Consider the following 23,027-nt stretch of genomic DNA (forward strand, 5'->3'; position numbering starts at 1 on the left):
GAAAGGCCCTCACATGTCCGACCTGTTGCGCGCCCCCGCCGAGATCAAGTACGCCGAGGAGCTGGACTGGCTGGAGTCGGTGGACGACGGCCCCAAGCCCTTCTCCTGGCGCCTGTCGCCGAAGATGGTCCGCCTGTTCGTCCTCGGGTCCGAGCGCTCCGACGGCCTGGACCGGGAGATCTCGCAGAAGTGGTTCGGCGACCGCAGCTTCGTCGAGCGGTCCATCGTCACCCTCGCCTCCGACCGCGGCCTGCTGCTCATCGGCGACCCCGGCACCGGCAAGAGCTGGCTCGCGGAACTGCTCTCCGCGGCCATCAGCCGCAACTCCACGCTGGTGGTGCAGGGGACGGCCGGCACCACCGAGGACCACATCAAGTACTCCTGGAACGTCTCCATGGTCATCGCCAAGGGGCAGTCGCGGGAGTCGATGATCCCCTCGCCGATCATGACGGCGATGGAGACCGGAGCGATCGGCCGCTTCGAGGAGCTCACCCGCTCCACCAGCGATGTCCAGGACGCCCTGATCTCGATCCTGTCCGAGAAGTACATCTCGGTCCCCGAACTCGGCGGCGACGCCGGCGACAACATCGTCTTCGCCAAGCCCGGCTTCTCGGTCATCGCCACCGCCAACAGCCGCGACCGCGGTGTCAACGACCTGTCGTCGGCCCTCAAGCGGCGCTTCAACTTCGTGCGCATCCCGCAGGTCACCAACAAGAGGAGCGAGGCGGAGATCGTCCGCTTCCGCACCGAGGAACTGCTCCGCCGCCACGCCATCGACCTGGACGTGCCGCCGACCCTGCTGGACGTGCTGCTGCAGAGCTTCACCGACCTGCGGGCCGCCGCGGCGGCGGCCGGCAGCGACGACGAGAAGCTGGAGTCGGCGCTCTCCACGGCCGAGCAGATCGGTGTGCTGGAGGACGCCGTGCTGCACAGCAACTTCTTCGGCGAGCGCGCCCTCACCGCACGGACCCTCGCCTCCTCGCTGGTCGGCTCCCTGGCCCGCCGCGAGCCGGAGGACCTGGCCATCCTCAACAAGTACCTGCACGGGGTCGTCGAGCCGCGCAGCACCTCCGAGGGCGGCTCCTGGCCCGAGTTCCTGGAGGGCGGCCGCGACGCGATCGCCACCCTGTCATGAGCGGAGCCTCCGCCGGCACCCCGCCGGCCACCGCGTCCGCCTCCGCCCCCGACTCTGCGTCCGTCGCCGGCGGCGGCACCTTCGAAGCGCTGCGCGGACAGCTCCACGAGGCCGCCGCCGCGTTCGCCGACGGGCCGGGCGCCCTGGAGGGCATCCTCCTCGGCATGGTCGACGACGTGGACCGCGCCGTGCGCGAGCCGCTGGAGATCTTCCCGGTCTGCCACCACTCGCCCGCCTCGGCGATCGCCATGGCCCGCAGGCTGCGCGAGAAGCAGCCGAAGGTCGTCTACCTGGAGCTGTGCGAGGACATGGCGCCGCTCCTCACCGAACTGCGCAACTGCCGCCTGCCGGTGGCGGTCCAGGCCTTCGCCAGCGAGGTCCGCGGATTCCCCGCCGAGTGGGCGCCGCTGTCGGTGGTCGCCCCGCTCACCGAGGCGTCGGCCGAGTACCAGGCCATCGCCTACGCGCTGGACACCCCGGGCGTCGAACTGGTCCTCGTCGACCGCTCGTCGGACCACGTCTTCCAGTGGGACCGGCGCGCCGGCGACCCCGGTGCGCCCGCCGCCCCCCAGGGGGCGCCCGCCCCGGCCGAGGAGGAGGCCGCACTGCACGGCGAGGCGGTCGGCGTGGAGATCGGCGACCTCCGGCCGCGCTTCGCCGAACTGGAGGAGCACCTGCTCCGCCACGGCCGGGTGCGCCACTGGTCGGAGTGGTGGCACCAGTACGTGGAGCTCCCGCTCGGCGACACCGACCACGACACCTACCGGCAGGTCATGCTGCTCGTCGGGAGCCTCTTCCGCCGCCTCGCCCCGGGCGATCCGCACCGGGTGCGGGTGGACGAGGACCGCGAGCGGTACATGTGGACGCGGATGCGCGAGCACCTGTCCGCCACCGGCACCGACCCCGCCGACTGCCTCTACGTCTGCGGCGCCTTCCACGCGGCCAGCAGGGTCGCCGAGTTCGGCGTCGACGGCACCGGCGGCTTCGAGATCTCCCCGCGCACCGCCACCACCTGGCAGCACGGCCTGATCCCGTCGAGCCACGCGGCGATCGAGGCCCAGTTCGGGCTGGCCGCGGGATCGGTGTCGATCGCCGCCACGACCTGGGCCAAGAACCTCCGGCGCACCCGGGTCGAGCCGTACCGGCTCGCCGGGCAGGCGGGCGCGCCGAAGACGAGGACGAAGGCGAGGAAGACCGCCGCCGCGGCCGCCGCGGCCGCCGCGGTCCCGCGGGCCGGGGCGCCGGCCGAGGACCGGCTGACCGGCTTCCTGCGGCAGCCGCCCGTCCTCGACGCCCTGGACGAGGCCGAACTGCTCGGCTGGTCGGTCGACATCGTGCGCGCGGCCCGCCGCAACGGCTACCTCGCCTCGACCGCCGACGCCATCGCCGTCTTCGAGACGTCCATCCTGCTGGCGGGCATGCGCGACCGGGCCAGGCCCACCCCGTACGACTTCCAGGACGCGGCGGTCACCTGCATCGAGAAGGACTCGGTGCCCGGCCGGCGCGATGTGCGCCGGCTCGTCGAGATCATGATGGGCGGCGACCGGATCGGGCAGGTCGGCTACGACGCGCTGCCCCCGCTCGCCCGCGACGTGCACGACCGGCTGGCGCCGCTCGGGCTCGCGCTGGAGAAGCGCGGTGTGCAGCGGGCGCTGCTCGACCTGGCCTCCCGGCCGGAGCTCGCGGCCTGCTCGGACGTGCTGTGGATGCTGCGGCGCCTGATGCCGCACGGCGCGGCACGGCCGATCATGGGGGAGCGGCGGCTCGGCGGGACGTCGGTCCAGGAGTCCTGGGACCTGGCACTCGGCACGCACCAGCGGGCGCTGATCGAGCTCGGCTACGAGGGCGTCAGCATCGAGCAGGTCCTGGAGCAGCGGCTGCGCCGGGCCGCCTGGGACGCGCAGGCCCGCGCCGCGACGGTGCTGGCCGCGGTGGAGGACGCCACGCTGTACCTGCGCAGCCGCCGCTTTGCCGACGACCTGGGCACCCGGGCCCTGGAGGTGCTGTCGGGCGAACGCAGCGTCGACGGCGCCCCCGAGGTGCTGCGCCGGGTGCGCGGACTCCTCGCGTACTACCGCACCTGCGAGCCCGTGCTGCCGCCGTGGATCGAGTCCTTCGTGAAGACGGGCTACGCGCACTACTGCACGCAGCTGCCGACGGCGTTCGCCGACGAGGACGCGACCGCGGGCCAGGTGGCGGCCATGCTGGGCTTCCTGTTCAGCATGGAGGGCCTGGCCCTGTCGCTGGGGTGCGACCGGGCGCAGCTGGAGCTCGCGGTGGCGCAGTGCCGTCCGCGCGACCCCTCGAAGACGGCGCTGCTGTGGGCGGCGCAGGTGCAGCTCGGCACGCTGTCCCGGCAGGAACTGCGGGAGCGCTGCGACGGACTGCTCGCCAACCCGATGGTGGTGCCCGCCTACCCGCGGTACCTCAGCGGGTTCGTGCACGCCCTGGAGCCGGTTCCCGGGCTGGCGGACGTCGTGGTGGAGGCGGTGTCCAACGCGTTCGCCCGGCTGCCCGACCCGGTGCTGCTGCCCTGGCTGCCGTCGCTGATCACCACGCTGCGCTCCGGCGCGGCGGACCTCGCGCCGCTGCTGATCCGCGAGGCGGGGCGGATCTTCCCCGGCCGGCTGGAGGCCCTGGACGCCTGGGTGCCGCCGTGGCGGCAGCCGCCCGCCGCGGCGGCCCCGGCCGTGGCGCGGGCCCCGCGCGGCGCCGCCCTGCTCCGCACCCACCGGTCGACCGGCGACGCGGTGGCCCGGCTGCTGGGGTGGGAGGGCTCCTGGGAGCCGGCGGCCGCCGCACCGCCGGGCGCGGCGCTCCTCACCCGTCACCCGGCGACGGCGGACGCCCTGGAGACGCTGCTGACGGGGGCATGAGGGCCGGGGCCCCGGGGGACACCGCCGGGGCCCGCCGGTGAGGGCCCTCGCGGGTGCACGGGCACGGGGCGCGTCGCGCACGGCCCTCCCGGCCCGCGGCGCCCGGCGCCGCTCGCCGGGCCACCGCCGGGTCCGGGTGCTGTCGCGGGGCGCCGGCCCCGGGCACGCCGTCACGGCGGAGGACCGGGCATCGCACGCGTCCCCGCGCCCCGCCGTGCGCCGGGCCAGGCGCCGGGTCAGGCGTCGGCGTTGCGGGTCGGGGAGGAGGCGGTCGAGCCGCGCACCACGAGCTCGGGCATGAAGACGAACTCGCTGTGCGGGGCCGGGGTGCCCCCTATCTCCTCCAGCAGGGCGCGCACGGCGGCCTGCCCCATCGCCTGGACGGGCTGGCGGATCGTGGTCAGCGGCGGGTCGGTGAACGCTATGAGCGGCGAGTCGTCGAAACCGACCACCGAGATGTCCTTCGGCACGTGCAGCCCCTGCTGCCGGGCGGCCCGGATGGCGCCGAGCGCCATCATGTCGCTGGCGCAGACGACGGCGGTGCAGCCGCGGGCGATCAGTCCGGCGGCGGCCGCCTGGCCGCCCTCCAGCGTGTAGAGCGAGTGCTGGATCAGCGTCTCGGACTCCGCGGGCCCGATACCCAGCCGTTCGTCCATGGCGTGCTGGAAGCCCTCGATCTTGCGCAGCACCGGCACGAAGCGGCGGGGCCCGAGGGCCAGCCCGATGCGGGTGTGGCCGAGGGCGGCGAGGTGGGTCACCGCGAGGTGCATCGCGGCCCGGTCGTCGGGCGACACGAAGGGTGCCTGCACCTTGGGGGAGAAGCCGTTGACCAGAACGTAGGGCACGCCCTGGGCGCGCAGCCGGTCGTAGCGCTGCATGTCGGCCGTGGTGTCGGCGTGGAGACCGGAGACGAAGATGATCCCGGAGACGCCCCGGTCCACCAGCATCTCGGTGAGCTCGTCCTCGGTGGAGCCGCCCGGTGTCTGGGTGGCCAGCACGGGCGTGTAGCCCTGGCGGGTCAGTGCCTGGCCGATCACCTGCGCGAGGGCGGGGAAGATCGGGTTGTCCAGCTCGGGGGTTATCAGTCCGACCAGGCCGGCGCTGCGCTGGCGCAGGCGTACGGGACGTTCGTAGCCGAGCACGTCGAGTGCGGCGAGAACGGATTCGCGGGTGGCCGCGGCCACGCCGGGCTTGCCGTTGAGCACGCGGCTGACTGTGGCTTCACTGACCCCCGCCTGGGCTGCGATGTCGGCGAGCCGCGCGGTCATGGAAGTGGACTGTACCGGTCGGGCGCACGATTGCCCACCAGCCGCGGGATTCAGCGGTTTCGGGCCCTCGCCGTGGAGAGTCGCGTCACATCGCTGCAAAGCCTTGCGAGGCTCTTGCCGGTGCCTTGCAGCAGGCGGCACTCTGGTTCCCGGCGGTGTCAAGGGATCTGTCGGCAACTCTCAGGACACGCGAATGTAACGATCCCCCGGCCTTGCAGAAATTTGCCGCAAGGTCTTTCCGATGGTTTTCAGCCCTGTTACGTTCCTGGCAACCCGGCACCGCGAGGGAGCGGACGGCGGGGAGGCAGGTCTGCGCCTCCACCCTTGCCGGGCACATCGAAGGAGTTCACATGCGGCGTGGCATAGCGGCCACCGCTCTGGTCGCGGCACTGGCCGTGTCGGCGACGGCGTGCGGTGGGGACGACGGCGGCGACACCGGCAGCAAGAGCTCGGGCGAGCTCAGCGGCACCGTCACCTGGTGGGACACCTCGACGGTCGGCAGCGAGGACAAGGTCTTCAAGAAGATCGCCGAGGACTTCACCAAGCTGCACCCCAAGGTGAAGGTGAAGTACGTCAACGTCCCGTTCGGCGAGGCGCAGAACAAGTTCAAGAACGCCGCGCAGTCCGGCTCGGGCGCCCCCGACGTCATCCGCTCCGAGGTCGCCTGGACCCCCGAGTTCGCGGACCTCGGCTACCTCGCGCCGCTGGAGGGCACCGCCGCCCTGAAGGAGGAGGACGACTTCCTCAAGCAGGCCGCCGCCTCCACCAAGTACGACGGCAAGACCTACGCCGTGCCGCAGGTCATCGACTCCATGGGCATCTTCTACAACAAGAAGATCTTCAAGGAGGCCGGTGTCGAGGTCCCCAAGACCATCGACGAGCTGAAGACCGTCTCCGCCGCCATCAAGGACAAGACCGGCAAGACCGGCCTCTACCTCCGCGGTGACGACGCCTACTGGTTCCTCTCCTTCCTCTACGGCGAGGGCGGCGACCTCGTCGACGCCAAGGCGAAGTCGGTCACCATCGACAGCCCCGCCGGCACCAAGGCCATGACGGTCGTCAAGGACCTCGTCGACTCGGGCGCGGCCAAGACCGACGCGACCGACGGCTGGAACAACATGCAGACCGCCTTCAAGGAAGGCGAGGTCGCGATGATGATCAACGGCCCGTGGGCCGTCGCCGACACCTACGCGGGCGCGCAGTTCACCGACAAGGCGAACCTGGGCATCGCCCCGGTCCCCGCGGGCTCCGCCGGCCAGGGCGCCCCGCAGGGCGGCCACAACCTCGCCGTCTACGCCGGCTCGAAGAACCTCGACGCCTCCTACGCGTTCGTCGACTACATGACCAACGCCGACAACCAGGCCAAGGTCGCCCAGGAGCTCAGCCTCCTCCCGACCCGCAACTCCGTCTACCAGCAGCCCGGTGTCGCGAGCAACGAGATCGTCGGCTTCTTCCGCCCGGTCGTCGACAAGGCGGTCGAGCGCCCCTGGATCCCGGAGACCGGCAGCCTCTTCGCCCCGCTGGTGACCGAGTACACCAAGGTCCTCACCGGCCAGACCACCCCCGAGAAGGGCGTCAAGGCCACCGCGGAGGAGTACCGCAAGCTCCTCAAGGACTGGAAGTAACCAAGGAAGGTTGACCGGCTGATGGCTGTGGACACCAGCAGCCAGTCGGTGGCGAAGGCCGCGGGCGACAGCGCCCGCGGCCGGAGCCGCCGTCCTGGCAAGCCCGAGGGAAAGGTCCGCCGTTCCCTCTCCACGCACTGGTACGCGTGGGCGATGGTCGCTCCGGTGACGATCGTGATCGCCGTGATCATCGGATACCCGCTCCTGCGCGGTATCTACCTGTCGCTCACCGACGCCAACGAGCGCAACGTCGCGCGGTCCATCGGCGTCAACGAGATCCCCGCGACCTACGAGTTCGTGGGCCTCGACAACTACAAGGAAGCGCTCAGCGGCTCGCAGTTCTTCGAGACCCTGGGCTGGACGCTGGTGTGGACGGTCTCCTGCGTCGCCGTCACCTTCGTGCTGGGCCTCGCCCTGGCCAACATGCTCAACCGCCGGATAGCCGGCCGCTCCTTCTACCGGATGTTCCTCATCCTGCCGTGGGCCGTGCCGGGCTTCGTCTCCGTCTTCGCCTGGCGGTTCCTCTACAACGAGAACAACGGCCTGCTCAACCAGATGCTCGGCGGCGTCGGCATCGACGCGGTGCCCTGGCTCAACGACCCCACCTGGGCCAAGTTCTCGGTCATCGCCGTCAACGTCTGGCTCGGCATCCCGTTCATGATGGTCGCCCTCCTCGGCGGGCTGCAGTCCATCCCCGGTGAGCTCTACGAGGCCGCCGAGATGGACGGCGCGGGCCCCTGGCAGCGCTTCCGCAACATCACCATGCCCGGCCTGCGCTCGGTGAGCACCACGGTGATCCTGCTCAGCACCATCTGGACCTTCAACATGTTCCCGGTGATCTTCCTGCTCACCCGGGGCGGGCCCGGCGAGGCCACGCAGATCCTCGTCACCCAGGCCTACAAGTTCTCGTTCGAGATCAGCCCGCGCGACTTCGCGCAGTCCTCCACATGGGGTGTGCTGATCCTGGTCCTCCTGATGCTCTTCGCCGCGGTCTACCGGCGAGTCCTCCGCAAGCAGGGAGAAGTCTGGTGACCACCGCACTCCAGTCCCCGCGCCGCGGCCGCGGCCGGAACCACCGCTCGCCGCTGGCCTCCTTCGGTCTGCACGCCACCCTGCTCGTGGCGTCCGTGATCGCCGTCTTCCCCGTGCTGTGGGTCCTGCTGACCTCGCTCAAGCCGGCGAAGTACGCGACCACCACGGACTTCGTCCGGGAGACGACGCTCGAGAACTACACCGGACTGCTGGAGGACACCCCGTTCCTCACCTGGTTCGGCAACTCGCTGCTCGTCGCCGGACTGACCACCGTGCTCGGTGTGTTCGTCGCCGCCACCACCGGCTACGCCGTCAGCCGCTTCCGGTTCCCCGGCAAGCGCGGCCTGATGTGGACGCTGCTGATCACGCAGATGTTCCCGGTCGCCGTCCTGATCGTGCCGATCTACAACATCATGGCGTCGATGGGCCTGCTCAACGAGCCCGCCGGCCTGGTCATCACGTACCTGACGATCGCGGTGCCGTTCTGCGCCTGGATGATGAAGGGCTTCTTCGACACCATCCCGATGGAGATCGACGAGTCCGGCCAGGTCGACGGCCTCACACCGTTCGGCACCTTCTGGCGGCTGATCCTGCCGCTCGCCAAGCCCGGCATCGCGGTGACCGCGTTCTACTCCTTCATCACCGCCTGGGGAGAGGTCGCGTACGCGTCCGCCTTCATGGTCGGCGACGAGAACATGACGCTCGCCGGCGGTCTCCAGAAGTTCGTCAACCAGTACGGCGCCCAGTGGGGCCCGATGACCGCCGCCTCGGTGCTCATCGCGATCCCCGCGGCGATCGTCTTCCTCTTCGCCCAGCGCCACCTGGTGACCGGCATGTCCGCCGGCGCCGTCAAGGGCTGAGCGGCACCCGCGCGCATGAAGCCGCGGCGCCGGTCCGTGCCTGAACCCGGACCGGCGCCGCACCCGACCCCTATGACTTCCAGGGATGACATGACCCAGCACCTTGCTGCCCCCGCCGCCCCCACCTCCGGCACGGACACGGGCTGGTGGCGCGACGCGGTGATCTACCAGGTCTACCCGCGCAGCTTCGCCGACGGAAACGGCGACGGCATGGGCGATCTGGAGGGCATCCGCAGCCGGCTGCCGTACCTGCGCGACCTCGGTGTCGACGCCGTCTGGCTCAGCCCCTTCTACGCGTCCCCGCAGGCCGACGCCGGCTACGACGTCGCCGACTACCGCGCCATCGACCCGATGTTCGGGAGCCTGCTCGACGCCGACGCCCTCATCCGCGAGGCGCACGGCCTGGGCCTGCGCATCATCGTCGACCTGGTGCCCAACCACTCCTCCGACCGGCACGAGTGGTTCCAGCGCGCGCTGGCCGAGGGCCCGGGGTCCCCGCTGCGCGAGCGGTACCACTTCCGCCCCGGCAAGGGGAAGAACGGCGAGCTGCCGCCCAACGACTGGGAGTCCATCTTCGGCGGCCCGGCCTGGACCCGCACCGACGACGGCGAGTGGTACCTCCACCTCTTCGCGCCCGAGCAGCCCGACTTCAACTGGGAGCACCCGGCCGTCCGCGACGAGTTCCGCTCCATCCTGCGCTTCTGGCTGGACATGGGCGTCGACGGCTTCCGGGTGGACGTCGCCCACGGCCTGATCAAGGCCGACGGCCTGCCCGACATCGGCGGGCACGACCAGCTCAAGCTGCTCGGAAACGATGTCATGCCCTTCTTCGACCAGGACGGCGTGCACGAGGTCTACCGCAGCTGGCGCCAGGTCCTCGCCGAGTACGACGACAACCGCGTCCTCGTCGCCGAGGCGTGGACCCCCACCGTCGAGCGCACCGCCAACTACGTGCGCCCCGACGAGATGCACCAGGCCTTCAACTTCCAGTACCTCGGCACCCACTGGGACGCCGCCGAGCTGCGCAAGGTCATCGACGCCTCGCTGGAGGCGATGCGCCCGGTCGGCGCCCCCACCACCTGGGTCCTCTCGAACCACGACGTGACCCGCCACGCCACCCGGTTCGCCAACCCCGCGGGGCTCGGCACCCAGCTGCGTGAGGCCGGCGACCGCGAGCTCGGCCTGCGCCGCGCCCGCGCGGCGACCCTCCTGATGCTGGCGCTGCCCGGCTCCGCGTACATCTACCAGGGCGAGGAGCTCGGCCTGCCCGACGTCACCGACCTGCCCGACGAGGTGCGCCAGGACCCGTCGTTCTGGCGGGCCAGCGGCCAGGACGGGTTCCGCGACGGCTGCCGGGTGCCGATCCCGTGGACCGCCGAGGGCTCCTCGTACGGCTTCGGCGGCGGCGGCAGCTGGCTGCCGCAGCCCGCCGAGTGGGGCTCCCTCAGCGTCGAGGCGCAGACCGGCGACCCCGGCTCCACGCTGGAGCTGTACCGCAGCGCGCTCGCGGTGCGCCGGGTCCAGCAGGGCATGGGCGCCGGGGACGGGGTCGAGTGGCTGGACGCCCCCGAGGGCGTCCTGTCGTTCGCCCGCGACGGCTTCGTGTGCACCGCCAACACCACCGGCGAGCCGGTGCGGGTGCCCGCCCGCGGACGGGTGCTGCTCTCCAACGGCACCGTGACCGTCACCGGCGCCGAGGCGGAGCTGCCGGCCGACACCACCGTCTGGTGGGCGGTGTGACGCTTCCCCTGCCTCGGGACGGCGCCTGCGCCGTCCCGAGGCTCGCCGACCTCGCCCTCCAGGCCGGGGTCAGCGAGGCCACGGTCAGCCGGGTGCTCAACGGCAAGGCCGGTGTCGCGGCACCGACGCGGCACCGGGTGCTCGCGGCGCTCGACGTCCTCGGCTACGAACGGCCCGTCCGGCTGCGGCAGCGCAGCGCCGGTCTGGTCGGCCTGGTCATCCCCGAGCTGACGAACCCGATCTTCCCCGCGTTCGCCCAGGTCATCGAACAGGTCCTGGCCGGCCACGGATACACGCCGGTGCTCTGCACCCAGATGCCCGGCGGCGCCACCGAGGACGAGCTCGTCGAGCAGCTGGAGCAGCGCGGTGTCACCGGCATCATCTTCATGTCCGGGCTGCACGCGGACACCGCGGAGGACCCGGGGCGCTATGCCCAACTGGCCTCCCGTGGCGTGCCGTTCGTACTGATCAACGGGTTCAACGAGCGGATCGACGCGCATTTCGTGTCGCCGGACGACCGCAGCGCGGCCCGGATGGCGGTCCGTCATCTCGTGGACCTCGGCCATGAACGGGTGGGCCTCGCCGTCGGCCCGACCCGCTACGTCCCCTCCCGCCGCAAGGCGGAGGGGTTCACCGCCGCCGTGCAGTCGATGCTGGGGCTGACCCAGGAGCAGGCGTCGGAGCTGGTCACCTCCACGCTGTTCACCGTGGAGGGCGGGCAGGTGGCCGCCGGCGCGCTGCTGGACGCGGGCTGCACCGGCATCGTGTGCGCCAGCGACCTGATGGCGCTCGGCGCGATCCGCGCGGTGCGCGGCAGGGGACTGGACGTCCCGGGTGACGTCTCGGTGGTCGGTTTCGACGACTCGCCGCTGATCGCGTTCACGGATCCGCCGCTGACGACGGTGCGCCAGCCCGTCCAGGCGATGGCCACGGCCGCCGTCGACGCGCTCATCGAGGAGATCGGCGGAAACCCGGTGCAGCGCACGGAGTTCGTGTTCCAGCCGGAACTGGTGGTGCGCGGTTCGACGGGCGCCCCGGGGGTGCGGGTGCCCTGACGGGGCCGTACCGCGGTGCGGTGTGGGGGAGGAGCCCGGGGCCGGGCCGGTCCGCGTGTCGTCGCGGCCGGTACCGGCCCTTCGGCGTACCCCCGTCGGGAGTGCCCGGCGGGGGAACGGCTCGGTGACCGGCCCGGCCGGCCGGGCGCGTGAGGCGCCGGTACGGACCGGCGCCCCCGGCCGGCCGGACCGGAGTCGTCGTCGAACGTAACACCGCTGCAACACCTTGCGAAAGAGTTTGCGGACACGGAACGGACACGTTTCCCGGCCGTCATACAGGTATTGACGAAGGTCTGTGCGAAGGGTTGACCGGGTGTCGGCCGGGCCGTACGGTCTCGACCGCAACAAGTTTCAGACTTCTTGCGTAAGAAATCTCAAAACGCCTTGCGGGCATGGCGCGTTGCCGTTCGAGGCCCCCCTCCCATCCCCACCTCCCTCTCGCAGGAGGACAGAATGGCCAGAAGAACCGTGGCCGCGGCACTCGCCGTCGTGGCAGGAGCCGCTGTCGCCGTCACGGCACCCACCACCGTCGCGCAGGCCTCGCCGCCCGGCGACAAGGACGTCACCGCGGTGATGTTCGAGTGGAAATTCGACTCGGTCGCCAAGGCGTGCACCGACAGTCTGGGCCCGGCCGGTTACGGCTTCGTCCAGGTCTCCCCGCCCCAGGAGCACATCCAGGGCGCCCAGTGGTGGACCTCGTACCAGCCCGTGAGCTACCGGATCGCCGGACGCCTCGGCGACCGCACGCAGTTCAGGAACATGGTCGACACCTGCCACGCGGCGGGCGTGAAGGTCGTCGCCGACTCCGTCATCAACCACATGTCCGCGGGCAGCGGCACCGGCACCGGCGGCTCGTCGTACACCAAGTACAACTACCCCGGCATCTACTCGGCGCCCGACTTCGACAACTGCACCACGCAGATCGGCAACAACTACGGCGACCGCGGCAACGTGCAGAACTGCGAGCTCGTCGGGCTCGCGGACCTGGACACCGGCGAGGACTACGTCCGGGGGAAGATCGCCGGATACCTCAACGACCTGCTCTCGCTGGGTGTCGACGGCTTCCGCATCGACGCCGCCAAGCACATGGCGGCCGCCGACCTGTCGAACATCAAGTCCCGGCTGACCAACCCGAACGTCTACTGGAAGCACGAAGCCATCTACGGCGCCGGCGAGGCGGTCTCCCCCTCCGAGTACCTCGGCAGCGGCGACGTCCAGGAGTTCCGCTACGGACGGAGCCTCAAGCAGGTCTTCCAGAACGAGAACCTCGCCCACCTGAAGAACTTCGGCGAGGGCTGGGGCTTCATGCCCTCGGGCCAGTCGAACGTGTTCGTCGCCAACCACGACACCGAGCGCGGCGGCGACACGATGACCTACAAGAACGGCTCGGCCTACACGCTCGCGCACGTCTTCATGCTGGCCTGGCCGTACGGCAACCCGGACGTCCACTCCGGCTACGAGTTCTCCGACCACGACGCCGGCCCGCCGAACGGCGGCCAGGTGAACGCCTGTTACAGCGACGGCTGGAAGTGCCAGCACGCCTGGCGCGAGATCTCCTCCATGGTCGCCTTCCGCAACACCGCCCGCGGCCAGTCCGTCACGAACTGGTGGGACAACGGCGGCGACCAGATCGCCTTCGGACGCGGTGACAAGGCCTACGTGGCGATCAACCACGAGGGCTCGGCGCTGTCCCGCACCTTCCAGACGTCGCTGCCGTCCGGCACCTACTGCGACGTCCAGAGCGGCAACGCGGTCACGGTGAACGGATCCGGCCAGTTCACCGCGACGGTCGCCGCGGGCACCGCCGTGGCCCTGCACGCCGGCGCCCGCACGTGCTCCGGAGGCGGCACGAACCCCGACCCCGACCCGGTGACCTCCGGGGCGTCGTTCGCGGTCAACGCCACCACCGTCATGGGCCAGAACATCTACGTCACCGGCAACCGCGCCGAACTCGGCAACTGGAACCCGGCGAGCGCCCGCAAGCTCGACCCGGCGACCTACCCGGTCTGGAAGCTGGACGTGGACCTGCCCGCCGGCACGGCCTTCGAGTACAAGTACATCCGCAAGGACGCCGCCGGAAACGTCACCTGGGAGAGCGGTGCCAACCGCACCGCCACCGTCGGCACGAGCCGTATCGCGCTGAACGACACCTGGCGCAACTAGCCGTACCCCTCCGCACCGCACTCACCCTCAGGAGAGAACCGCCTTGACACGCCCTCGCATCCCGCTGCGCCCCGCAGCCGCCGCCGCACTGGCGACGGCGACGGTCGCGGCGCTGGTCTCCGCCCTGCCGGCGGCTGCCGCGCCACCGCCGCCCAAGCCGCCGTCGGACAGATCGCTGGCCGCCGAGCCGGCCCGCCACGACCTGACCCGCGAGCAGTTCTACTTCGTCCTGCCGGATCGTTTTGCCAACGGTGACACGCGCAACGACCGCGGCGGCCTCACCGGTTCCCGTCTGGCCACCGGCTACGACCCCACCGACAAGGGCTTCTACCAGGGCGGCGACCTCAAGGGCCTCACCGACAAGCTGGACTACATCAAGGGGCTCGGCACCACCGCCATCTGGATGGCGCCGATCTTCAAGAACCAGCCGGTGCAGGGCGAGGGCAAGGACGCGTCGGCCGGCTACCACGGCTACTGGATCACCGACTTCACCCAGGTCGACCCCCACTTCGGCACCAACGCCGACCTGGAGCGGCTGATCGACAAGGCCCACGCCAAGGGCATGAAGGTCTTCTTCGACGTCATCACCAACCACACCGCCGACGTCGTCGACTACGAGGAGAAGTCCTACGGCTACCTCTCCAAGGGCGCCTTCCCGTACCTGACCAAGGACGGCGTCCCCTTCGACGACACCGACTACGCCGACGGCGAGCGCCGCTTCCCGCCGGTCGACCGGGACTCCTTCCCGCGCACGCCCGTCGTCGCCGCGGACAAGAAGAACGTGAAGGTCCCGTCCTGGCTCAACGACCCGACGATGTACCACAACCGGGGCGACTCCACCTTCGCCGGCGAATCCTCCGAGTACGGCGACTTCGTCGGCCTGGACGACCTGTGGACCGAGCGCCCCGAGGTCGTCGAGGGGATGGAGAAGATCTACCAGCGCTGGGTGCGCGACTTCGACATCGACGGCTTCCGCATCGACACGGTCAAGCACGTCAACACCGAGTTCTGGACCCAGTGGGCCACCTCGCTCGACGAGTACGCGGCGAAGCGCGGCCGGGACGACTTCTTCATGTTCGGCGAGGTCTACTCCGCCGACCCGGCGATCACCTCGAAGTACGTCACCGAGGGCAGGCTCGACGCCACGCTCGACTTCCCCTTCCAGGACGCCGCGCGCGCCTTCGCCTCGCAGGGCGCCGGCGCGGACAAGCTGGCGAACCTCTTCGGCCAGGACTACCGCTACACCACGGACAAGGCCAACGCCTACGAGTCGGTGCCCTTCCTCGGCAACCACGACATGGGCCGCTTCGGCACGTTCCTGAAGCAGGACAACCCCGAGGCCGGCGACGCCGAGCTGCTGAAGCGCGCCGGACTCGCCAACGAGCTGATGTTCCTCACCCGCGGCAACCCCGTCGTCTACTACGGCGACGAGCAGGGCTTCACCGGCCCCGGCGGGGACAAGGACTCCCGGCAGACCCTCTTCGCCTCGAAGACCGCCGACTACCTGGACGACGACCAGATCGGCACCGACCGCACCCACGCGAAGGACGCCTACGACCCCTCGCACCCGCTGTACCGGCAGATCGCCGCACTAGCGAAGCTCACCCGTGAGCACCCGGCGCTGCGCGACGGCGTCCAGCAGCAGCGGTACGCCGAGGGCCCGGTCTACGCGTTCTCCCGTACCGACGCCCGGGCGAAGCAGGAATACCTCGTCGCCGTGAACAGCTCCGCCGAGGCGAAGACGGTCGAGATCCCGACCGCCTCGGCCGGCATGGCCTTCTCCGCCGTCCACGGCGGTGACACCCGGGTCACCAGCGGCGCCGACACCACGGTGAAGGTGACCGTCCCGGCGCTCGGCTCCCTGGTGCTCAAGGCGGCGAAGCCGCTCGGCGCCCCGGCCGCCAAGCCGTCGCTCACGCTGAAGGCCCCCGCGGACGGCGCCACCGGCACCGTCGAGATCTCCGCCGACACCGACGGCGGACAGCTCAACCGGGTCGTCTTCGCCGCCCAGACCGGCAACGGCAGGTGGCAGGTCCTCGGCTCCGCCGACCACGCCCCCTACAAGGTGACCCACAAGGTCACCGCACCCGAGGGAACGCCCCTGCGCTACAAGGCCGTCGTCGTCGACAGCGCGGGCCGCACCGCGAGCGCCACCGCCGCCTCCACCAGCGGCGCCCCGGCCGTCGAGCAGCCGCCGACCGCCACCCAGCGCGACTACGCGATCGTCCACTACAAGCGCGCCGACGGCGACTACGACGACTGGGGCCTCTACACCTGGGGCGACATCGCCGACGGCGAGGGCACCACCTGGCCGGCCGGCAAGCCGTTCACCGGCCGCGACGCGTACGGCGCCTTCGCCCACGTCAAGCTGAAGCCCGGCGCCTCCTCGGTCGGCTTCATCGCCGTGAACAAGGACGGCGTCAAGGACACCGACGCCGACCGCGCCATCGACCTGTCCAAGACCGGCGAGGTCTGGATCGAGGAGGGCGAGCCGGAGCTCTCCACCACCGCCCCCGAGGGCGCCTACCCGCCCCAGGACACCTCGAAGGCGGTGCTGCACTACCAGCGCGCCGACGGCGACTACACGGGCTGGGGCCTGCACACCTGGACCGGCGCCGCCGAGCCCACCGACTGGAGCAAGCCGCTGGAGCCCGTCCGCACGGACGCCTACGGCGCGGTCTACGAGGTGCCGCTGGCCGCCGGAGCGACCTCGCTCAGCTACATCCTCCACAAGGGCGACGAGAAGGACCTCCCCTCCGACCAGTCGCTCGACCTCAAGGCCAACGGCCACGAGGTCTGGCTCCTCGGCGGACAGCAGAAGTACCTGCTGCCCCAGCCCAAGGGCAGCAGCGCCGCCTTCGACCTGACCAAGGCACAGGCGGTGTGGATCGACCGGAACACCGTCGCCTGGAACGGCAGCCCCGCCGCGGCCTCCAGCGCACTCCTCTACTCCCGTGACGGCTCCCTCGCGGTGAAGGACGGCGCCCTGACCGGCGACCGCAGGACGCTGCGCCTGAACGCCACCGAGCTGACGGCCGCGCAGAAGGAGAAGTTCCCGCACCTGGCGTCCTCGGCCGCCTGGTCCGTCGACCCGCGCGACCGCGACCGCGTCCGGGAGGCGCTCCGCGGCCAGGTCGTCGCCGCGCAGTACGCCGCCAACGGCGCCGCGCTCGCCGCCACCGGCGTCCAGATCGCCGGGGTCCTCGACGACCTTTACGCGGCCGAGGCCACCCGCGCCGACCTGGGCGCCGTCTTCGACGGCAAGGGCGTGCCCACGCTGCGCGTCTGGGCCCCCACCGCCCAGCAGGTCTCCCTGGAGATCGACGGCCGCGGCGTCGCGATGCGCCGTGACGACGAGAGCGGTGTCTGGTCCGTCCGCGGCGCCAAGAGCTGGAAGGGCGACACCTACCGGTACCACGTGAAGGTCTGGGCCCCCAGCGTCCAGAAGGTCGTCACCAACAAGGTCACCGACCCCTACTCGCTCGCCCTCACGGCCGACTCCGAGAAGAGCGTCGTCGTCGACCTCACGGACAAGTCCCTGGAGCCGAAGGGCTGGTCCGGTCTGAAGAAGCCCGCCGCCGTGCCGCTGCGGGACGCCCAGATCCAGGAGCTGCACATCCGCGACTTCTCGATCGCCGACCCCACCGCGAAGGACAAGGGCACCTACCTCGCCTTCGCCGACAAGGACAGCAAGGGCTCGCGCCATCTGCGCGACCTGGCACGCGCCGGCACCTCGTACGTCCACCTGCTGCCCGCCTTCGACATCGGCACCATCCCCGAGAAGAAGTCCGACCAGCAGCAGCCCGCCTGCGACCTGCTCGTCTACGCGCCCGACTCCGAGGAGCAGCAGGCGTGCGTCGCGAAGGCCGCGGCGAAGGACGCCTACAACTGGGGCTACGACCCGCTGCACTACACGGTGCCCGAGGGCTCCTACGCCACCGACCCGGACGGCACGAAGCGCACCGTCGAGTTCCGCCAGATGGTGAAGTCGCTCAACGAGGACGGGCTGCGCACCGTCATGGACGTGGTCTACAACCACACCGTGGCCGCCGGCCAGTCGGACAAGTCGGTGCTCGACCGCATCGTCCCCGGCTACTACCAGCGGCTCCTCGCCGACGGCTCCGTCGCCACCTCCACCTGCTGTGCCAACACCGCGCCCGAGAACGCCATGATGGGCAAGCTCGTCGTGGACTCGGTCGTCACCTGGGCCCGTGACTACAAGGTCGACGGCTTCCGCTTCGACCTGATGGGACACCACCCGAAGGAGAACATCCTCGCCGTCCGCAAGGCGCTCGACGGGCTCACCCCCGCCCGCGACGGCGTCGACGGGAAGAAGATCGTGCTCTACGGCGAGGGCTGGAACTTCGGCGAGATCGCCGACGACGCCCGCTTCGTCCAGGCCACCCAGAAGAACATGGCCGGGACCGGGATCGCGACCTTCTCCGACCGGGCCCGTGACGCCGTGCGCGGCGGCGGCCCGTTCGACGAGGACCCGGGCGTCCAGGGCTTCGCCTCCGGCCTCTTCACCGACCCCAACACCTCGAAGGACAACGGCACCGAGGCCGAGCAGCGCGCCCGCCTCCTCCACTACCAGGACCTGATCAAGGTCGGCCTCTCCGGCAACCTCGCGTCCTACTCGTTCACCGACACCGCGGGCCGCACGGTCAAGGGCTCCGAGGTCGACTACAACGGCGCCCCGGCCGGCTACGCCGCGGCACCCGGTGACGCGCTCGCCTACGCGGACGCCCACGACAACGAGACGCTGTACGACGCGCTCGCCTTCAAGCTCCCCGCCGGCACCTCCGCGGCGGACCGGGCCAGGATGCAGGTGCTCGCCATGGCCACCTCGGCGCTGTCGCAGGGGCCCGCGCTCTCCCAGGCGGGCACCGACCTGCTGCGCTCCAAGTCGCTGGACCGCAACTCGTACGACAGCGGGGACTGGTACAACGCCATCCACTGGGACTGCCGCGCCGGCAACGGCTTCGGCCGCGGCCTCCCGCCGGCGGCCGACAACGAGCCCAAGTGGGGCTTCGCCAAGCCGCTGCTGACGGCGCCGTCGCTCACGGTGGGCTGCGCGCAGATCGACGGGGCCTCGGCCTCGTACCGCGACCTGCTGCGCATCCGCACCACCGAGAAGGCGTTCTCCCAGGTCACCGCCGCGGACGTGCAGAAGGCGCTGTCCTTCCCGCTCTCGGGCACCGAGGAGACCCCGGGCGTGATCACCATGCGTCTGGGCGACCTGGTCGTGGTCTTCAACGCCACTCCCGAGCAGCAGACCCAGCAGGTCCCGGCCCTGGCCGGCAGCGGATACGGACTCCACCCGGTGCAGCGCGCGGGCGCCGATCCGGTGGTGAAGTCCGCCTCCTACGCGAAGGGTTCCGGGACCTTCACCGTTCCGGCCCGTACGGTCGCCGTATTCGAGCGGGGCTGACCGTTTCGTGATCCTCGTGCCTCTCACCCGTGTCGCTGTTGGGCCGAACGGGTGAGAGGCGCGAGGATGGACCCATGAGCAGGTACGAGAGGTACGACGTCACCGACGAGCAGTGGGAGGGCCTGGCCCAGGTGGTGCCGCTGCGCGGCCGTGACGCGTGGCCGTCGCGCGTGGACCACCGCACGGTCCCCGAGCACTACGCACCCGCCGACAACCGCCGCTTCGTGGTGCTGCGCGTGCAGGTCTTCGCGGACGCCCGCGAGGTCGCCGACCACCTCGTCGACCGGACCCCGGTGCTGCTCGACCTCAGCAGCGCGGACACCGATGTCGCCAAGCGCATCCTCGACTTCAGCAGCGGTGTCGTCTTCGGGCTCGGCAGCGGCATGCACCGCGTCGACCGCAACGTCTTCCTGCTGACACCGGCCGGCACCGAGGTGGAGGGCACGGAGGCCGAGGACGCCGGGGACGAGGCCCTGCCCCGGGCGTAGGCGCTGCTCCGGGGGCAGGCCGCTGCCTTGGGGGGCGCGGACTCTCGCCGTACGTCGTGCGCCGTGCGCCGTGCGCCGTGCGCCGTCGGCCCGAGGGCCGGACGGGGGCGGGGGGCTGGGGCCGCCGGACCGTGCGGTTCGTGCGGGCGGGTCGGCCGAGCGCCCGCGGGGGCTTTCCGCCGGTACCGGCCGGCCGCACCCCGTGCGGATCGCGTCGCCCCGTGCGGGGCCGCGCCTGCCGGACGCCGTGCCGGCCGCCGGAGTGGCCGTACCGCCCTGTCGCCGGCCGCGTCGTCCGGACCGGCCGGCCGTACCTCGTGCGAGGTCGTCCGCCGCGGGCCCGGTACCCCGTTCGTAGGAAGGCACGCGGGCTGTAACGGTTCCGCGTGGATCTTGGTGCGTACGGTCCCGGCCATGGATCCCCACGCTTCTCCGGCACCGGGTGCCGTGCTTCCCGCCCCCCTTCCCCCGCACGGCGGCGGCCCGGCCCCCGCGGTGCGCCCCGCCGTGACCGAACTGCGCCTGTCCGCCTTCAAATCGCATCGCGCGGCGGTTCTCCCCATCGCCCCGCTCACCCTCTTCGCCGGGGCGAGCGGCAGCGGCAAGTCGAGTGCCCTCCACGCCTACGAGGCCCTGGCCCGGCTCGCCGCCGGGCAGGGCCTCGACCGCGCCTTTCCCGAGTCCGACGCCTGCGTCCCCGAGTGGGCGAAGCCCGACCGGCAGGGCCGGCGCGGCTTCCGGATCGGCTGCACCGTACGCGGCGCCGCCGGCGAGGTCCGGCTCGATCTCGCGGTGCAGGCCGAGCCCGATCTGCGGATCGTCGGCGAGCGGCTGACCTGCGACGGCGACGTCGTCCTCGCCACGGCCCTGCGCGAACCGCGCCGCCGCACGGTCGAGGCCGCCTGGCACACCTCCGGCACCGCCGGGGTCACCCGCGCCGCGCTCCCCGACGACCGGCTCGGCACCCCGCTCCTCCCGCTGCACGTCGCCGGACGGACGGCCGCGCAGTTACGCGTCCTCGCGGCGGCCGAACAGGTGGTGATGGCGCTGCGGTCGGCGTTCGCCTGCGACCCCCGGCCCGAGCGGATGCGCGCGCCGGTGCCCGCCGGAAGCGGCCGGCTGCGGCGCGGCTGCGACAACCTGGCCGAGGTGCTGCACCGCACCCGCAGGGAGTGCGCCCGGCGGCACGCGAGGCTCACGGCGGCGGCGCGGTCCGGCTGCGCCGGCGACATCGCGGACGTCCGCGTGGAGCAGACGCCCGACGGGGCGGTCCGCGCGCTGTTCGGCCGGGGCGCCGCGGCCCCCGCGACTCCCGTCGGACGCCTCGGCGAAGGCGAACTGCGCTATCTGGCGCTCGCGCTGGTGCTGCTCACCGGACCCGGGGTGCTCGCCGTCGACCAGGTCGCGGAGGTGCCGGAGGCGTACCAGTCGCTCACCGTCGTCGCGGACGGCCTCGACCGCTGCCTGCATCCGGCGCAGACCCGCGAACTGGCGCTGCTGGCCGTGGAGATGTGTGCCCGCGGACACATCCGGCTGATCGGCTCCGTCTCCGACGCCGGCCCGGTACGGGCGATGGCCGGGGTGTCGGTGGTGGACCTGGTGCGGTGACAGCCGCCGTTCTCCCCGGGCGAGGCTCCCGCTCGGACCGCCGGGGCCCCGGCCACCGGCCCCCGGCCTCGGGCCCCCTGCGCCGGGGCGCTCAGGGCGCGTGCCGCCGGGGGACGAGGCCGTACGCCGCGAACGGTGCCACCAGAAGGCCGAACTGTTCGGCAGTCAGCCTGTGCCGTGTCAGGACCGCCCGCGCCGCGACGGATATCGCGACGCGGGCGTCGGAGTGGAGCCCGGCACGGTGGGCGTCGAGCTCCTCGGCGCGGGGGAGGAGACCGGCCCGGATGCGGCGGTCGAGTGCCGAGTTCCGCGCGGCGGACGGGACCGCCGCGTCGCTCGCCTCCCGGCCGCCCTCGTCGGCGAGGTCGAGCATCCGCTCGAACGCCGAGTGCAGAGCGGGGGCCGGCAGGCCGACGGCCGCATCGACGAACCGCTCGGTCACGATGTCCGGCATGGTCACTCCGTCGTGTCGGGATCACGGTCCGCGGCTGCCGCGGCCGCCTCATGATGCCCGAAGGCGTGCGGTCCGGGCGCCGTCGGCCTGGGATCATGGGACGGATCCGAGGCCCCGCCTCCCGGAGGCCGGGGCGTCCAGGAAGGAGACAGGTGACGCGGGACGACGGACTCGACGTGGCGGGACTCCAGCGCAGGCTCGCCGGCTTCGCGGCGGCGCGAGGCTGGGAGCCGTACCACACGCCCAAGAACCTGGCCGCGGCGCTCAGCGTGGAGGCCGCCGAGCTGGTCGAGATCTTCCAGTGGCTGACTCCCGAGGAGTCGGCCGCCGTGATGGAGGACCCCGAGAGCGCTCACCGGGTCAGGGACGAGGCGGCGGACGTGCTCGCCTATCTCCTCCAGTTCTGCGAGGTGCTCGGGGTCGACGTGCTGGAGGCCCTGCGGGACAAGATCGACCGCAACGAGCGGCGCTTCCCGGCCCCTTGACCCAGGGGGACCGGGCCCCGGGCCCCTGACCCACCGGGGCCGGGGCCCGGTGGCGCGCCCGTCCCGGGCGCCGTGTCCGCGGCCGTCCCACGCGCCCGGGGACGAGGGGCACGCCGTGCCGTCGGTGGTGCCGCGTACACCCCTTTGTCACTCTTCGGAGTCATCGAGTTATCCACAATCGCCTTGGTGTCCACAGATTTCCGAATTCCCCTGGCTTTTCTGGTCGATGACCTTCACTCTGGGTAATGAACAGTGTGGGCGGTACATCGTATGAACGGGGGCTCGGCATGGACGCGTTACGGCTCATCGAGATCAGCGGACGGGCGCTGCGGGAGAGCGAGCAGGGGGCGGAGGCCGCACAGGTGGTGGCCGAGGCCTGGCAGATCCAGGCGCTCGCCCAGGCCATCGGCGGCAGGATCGCCCTCGGCGGTCATCCCGATCTGAGGGGCGAGGCCACGGCGCTCAGCGAGACCGGCGGCGCCGGCGCCCCCGACCACCCCGCCGTGCGCGGCGGCGGCCCGCGGGCCGTGCAGCTCACCGAAGTGGCCCGTCCCGAAGCGGTGTTGACCGCACTGCTGGGGCTGCTGGGGGACGTCGGCATCGCCCTGGTCGCCGTCGCCTGCGCCACCGACGACGAAGGTCTCTACTGGCAGTGCATCGAGACCATAGACGCGGCCGACGAGTCCAGCGACCGTGTCCGCGCGATGCTGCGGCGTCTCGCCGAACGGGAGCGCGAGAGGCCGCCCGAGACCGTCAGGGGGCGCGCGGGCCCGCAATGACCCGCGAGGTGTCCGGCCGCCGGTGCAG

At 71.8% G+C, this 23,027-nt stretch carries 15 protein-coding genes; 13 read left to right on the forward strand and 2 right to left on the reverse strand.

The annotated features are described in order from the left end of the window. The first annotated feature begins 13 nt into the window (after positions 1 to 13). Together IAG43_RS25215 and IAG43_RS25220 are read left to right on the forward strand one after the other, a co-directional pair. Positions 14 to 1,135, forward strand: coding sequence for an ATP-binding protein (locus IAG43_RS25215; protein ID WP_187742968.1), 1,122 nt, complete (start codon positions 14 to 16; stop codon positions 1,133 to 1,135). Continuing rightward, a complete protein-coding gene (locus tag IAG43_RS25220) occupies positions 1,132 to 4,011 on the forward strand; it encodes a DUF5682 family protein (protein WP_223005972.1) in 2,880 nt (959 codons plus the stop codon). Before IAG43_RS25215 ends, IAG43_RS25220 begins: the two co-directional genes overlap by 4 nt. 236 nt (positions 4,012 to 4,247) lie before the next feature. Here IAG43_RS25220 and IAG43_RS25225 read toward each other — a convergent pair whose 3' ends face one another. Continuing rightward, the gene (locus IAG43_RS25225; protein ID WP_187742969.1) at positions 4,248 to 5,279 is read right to left on the reverse strand and encodes a LacI family DNA-binding transcriptional regulator; all 1,032 of its coding nucleotides are present in this window, start codon (positions 5,277 to 5,279) and stop codon (positions 4,248 to 4,250) included. A 350-nt stretch (positions 5,280 to 5,629) separates the two neighbouring features. Between IAG43_RS25225 and IAG43_RS25230 the strand changes: the two genes are divergently transcribed. The 9 genes from IAG43_RS25230 to IAG43_RS25270 all read left to right on the forward strand — a co-directional run bounded on the left by IAG43_RS25230 (position 5,630) and on the right by IAG43_RS25270 (position 21,281). Further along, entirely contained in the window at positions 5,630 to 6,904 is a 1,275-nt protein-coding gene (locus IAG43_RS25230; protein ID WP_187742970.1) for an extracellular solute-binding protein, read from the forward strand. 21 nt (positions 6,905 to 6,925) lie between these two features. Beyond that, complete coding sequence (locus tag IAG43_RS25235) at positions 6,926 to 7,936, forward strand: carbohydrate ABC transporter permease (RefSeq protein ID WP_187742971.1); 1,011 nt, start codon at positions 6,926 to 6,928, stop codon at positions 7,934 to 7,936. Next, positions 7,852 to 8,796, forward strand: coding sequence for a sugar ABC transporter permease (locus tag IAG43_RS25240; RefSeq protein ID WP_246574552.1), 945 nt, complete (start codon positions 7,852 to 7,854; stop codon positions 8,794 to 8,796). Before IAG43_RS25235 ends, IAG43_RS25240 begins: the two co-directional genes overlap by 85 nt. A gap of 90 nt (positions 8,797 to 8,886) precedes the next feature. After that, positions 8,887 to 10,536, forward strand: coding sequence for a glycoside hydrolase family 13 protein (locus IAG43_RS25245; protein WP_187742972.1), 1,650 nt, complete (start codon positions 8,887 to 8,889; stop codon positions 10,534 to 10,536). Next, the gene (locus IAG43_RS25250; RefSeq protein WP_425508619.1) at positions 10,524 to 11,591 is read left to right on the forward strand and encodes a LacI family DNA-binding transcriptional regulator; all 1,068 of its coding nucleotides are present in this window, start codon (positions 10,524 to 10,526) and stop codon (positions 11,589 to 11,591) included. The genes IAG43_RS25245 and IAG43_RS25250 overlap by 13 nt, the downstream gene beginning before the upstream one ends. Positions 11,592 to 12,044: 453 nt before the next feature. Beyond that, positions 12,045 to 13,754, forward strand: a complete 1,710-nt coding sequence (locus tag IAG43_RS25255; RefSeq protein ID WP_187742973.1) for a carbohydrate-binding module family 20 domain-containing protein — start codon at positions 12,045 to 12,047, stop codon at positions 13,752 to 13,754. A 43-nt stretch (positions 13,755 to 13,797) separates the two neighbouring features. Further along, positions 13,798 to 19,185: a pullulanase-type alpha-1,6-glucosidase gene (pulA, locus tag IAG43_RS25260; RefSeq protein WP_187742974.1), complete on the forward strand. Its 5,388-nt coding sequence runs from the start codon at positions 13,798 to 13,800 to the stop codon at positions 19,183 to 19,185. A gap of 74 nt (positions 19,186 to 19,259) precedes the next feature. Then, positions 19,260 to 19,673, forward strand: a complete 414-nt coding sequence (locus IAG43_RS25265) for a cell division protein SepF (protein WP_187742975.1) — start codon at positions 19,260 to 19,262, stop codon at positions 19,671 to 19,673. Positions 19,674 to 20,087: 414 nt separating this feature from the next. After that, positions 20,088 to 21,281, forward strand: a complete 1,194-nt coding sequence (locus IAG43_RS25270) for an AAA family ATPase (protein ID WP_246574554.1) — start codon at positions 20,088 to 20,090, stop codon at positions 21,279 to 21,281. Between the two features lie 91 nt (positions 21,282 to 21,372). Here the strand turns inward: IAG43_RS25270 and IAG43_RS25275 are convergent, their stop codons facing one another. Then, positions 21,373 to 21,735 carry a hypothetical protein gene (locus IAG43_RS25275; protein ID WP_187742976.1) on the reverse strand — a complete coding sequence of 121 codons (363 nt, stop codon included), beginning with the start codon at positions 21,733 to 21,735 and terminating at the stop codon, positions 21,373 to 21,375. Between the two features lie 95 nt (positions 21,736 to 21,830). Between IAG43_RS25275 and IAG43_RS25280 the strand changes: the two genes are divergently transcribed. Then, entirely contained in the window at positions 21,831 to 22,220 is a 390-nt protein-coding gene (locus IAG43_RS25280; protein ID WP_187742977.1) for a nucleotide pyrophosphohydrolase, read from the forward strand. 287 nt (positions 22,221 to 22,507) lie between these two features. Beyond that, complete coding sequence (locus tag IAG43_RS25285) at positions 22,508 to 22,999, forward strand: DUF6099 family protein (protein WP_187742978.1); 492 nt, start codon at positions 22,508 to 22,510, stop codon at positions 22,997 to 22,999. Positions 23,000 to 23,027: the final 28 nt, after the last annotated feature.

It is taken from the genome of Streptomyces genisteinicus (genome assembly GCF_014489615.1).
GTDB classification, from domain to species: domain Bacteria; phylum Actinomycetota; class Actinomycetes; order Streptomycetales; family Streptomycetaceae; genus Streptomyces; species Streptomyces genisteinicus.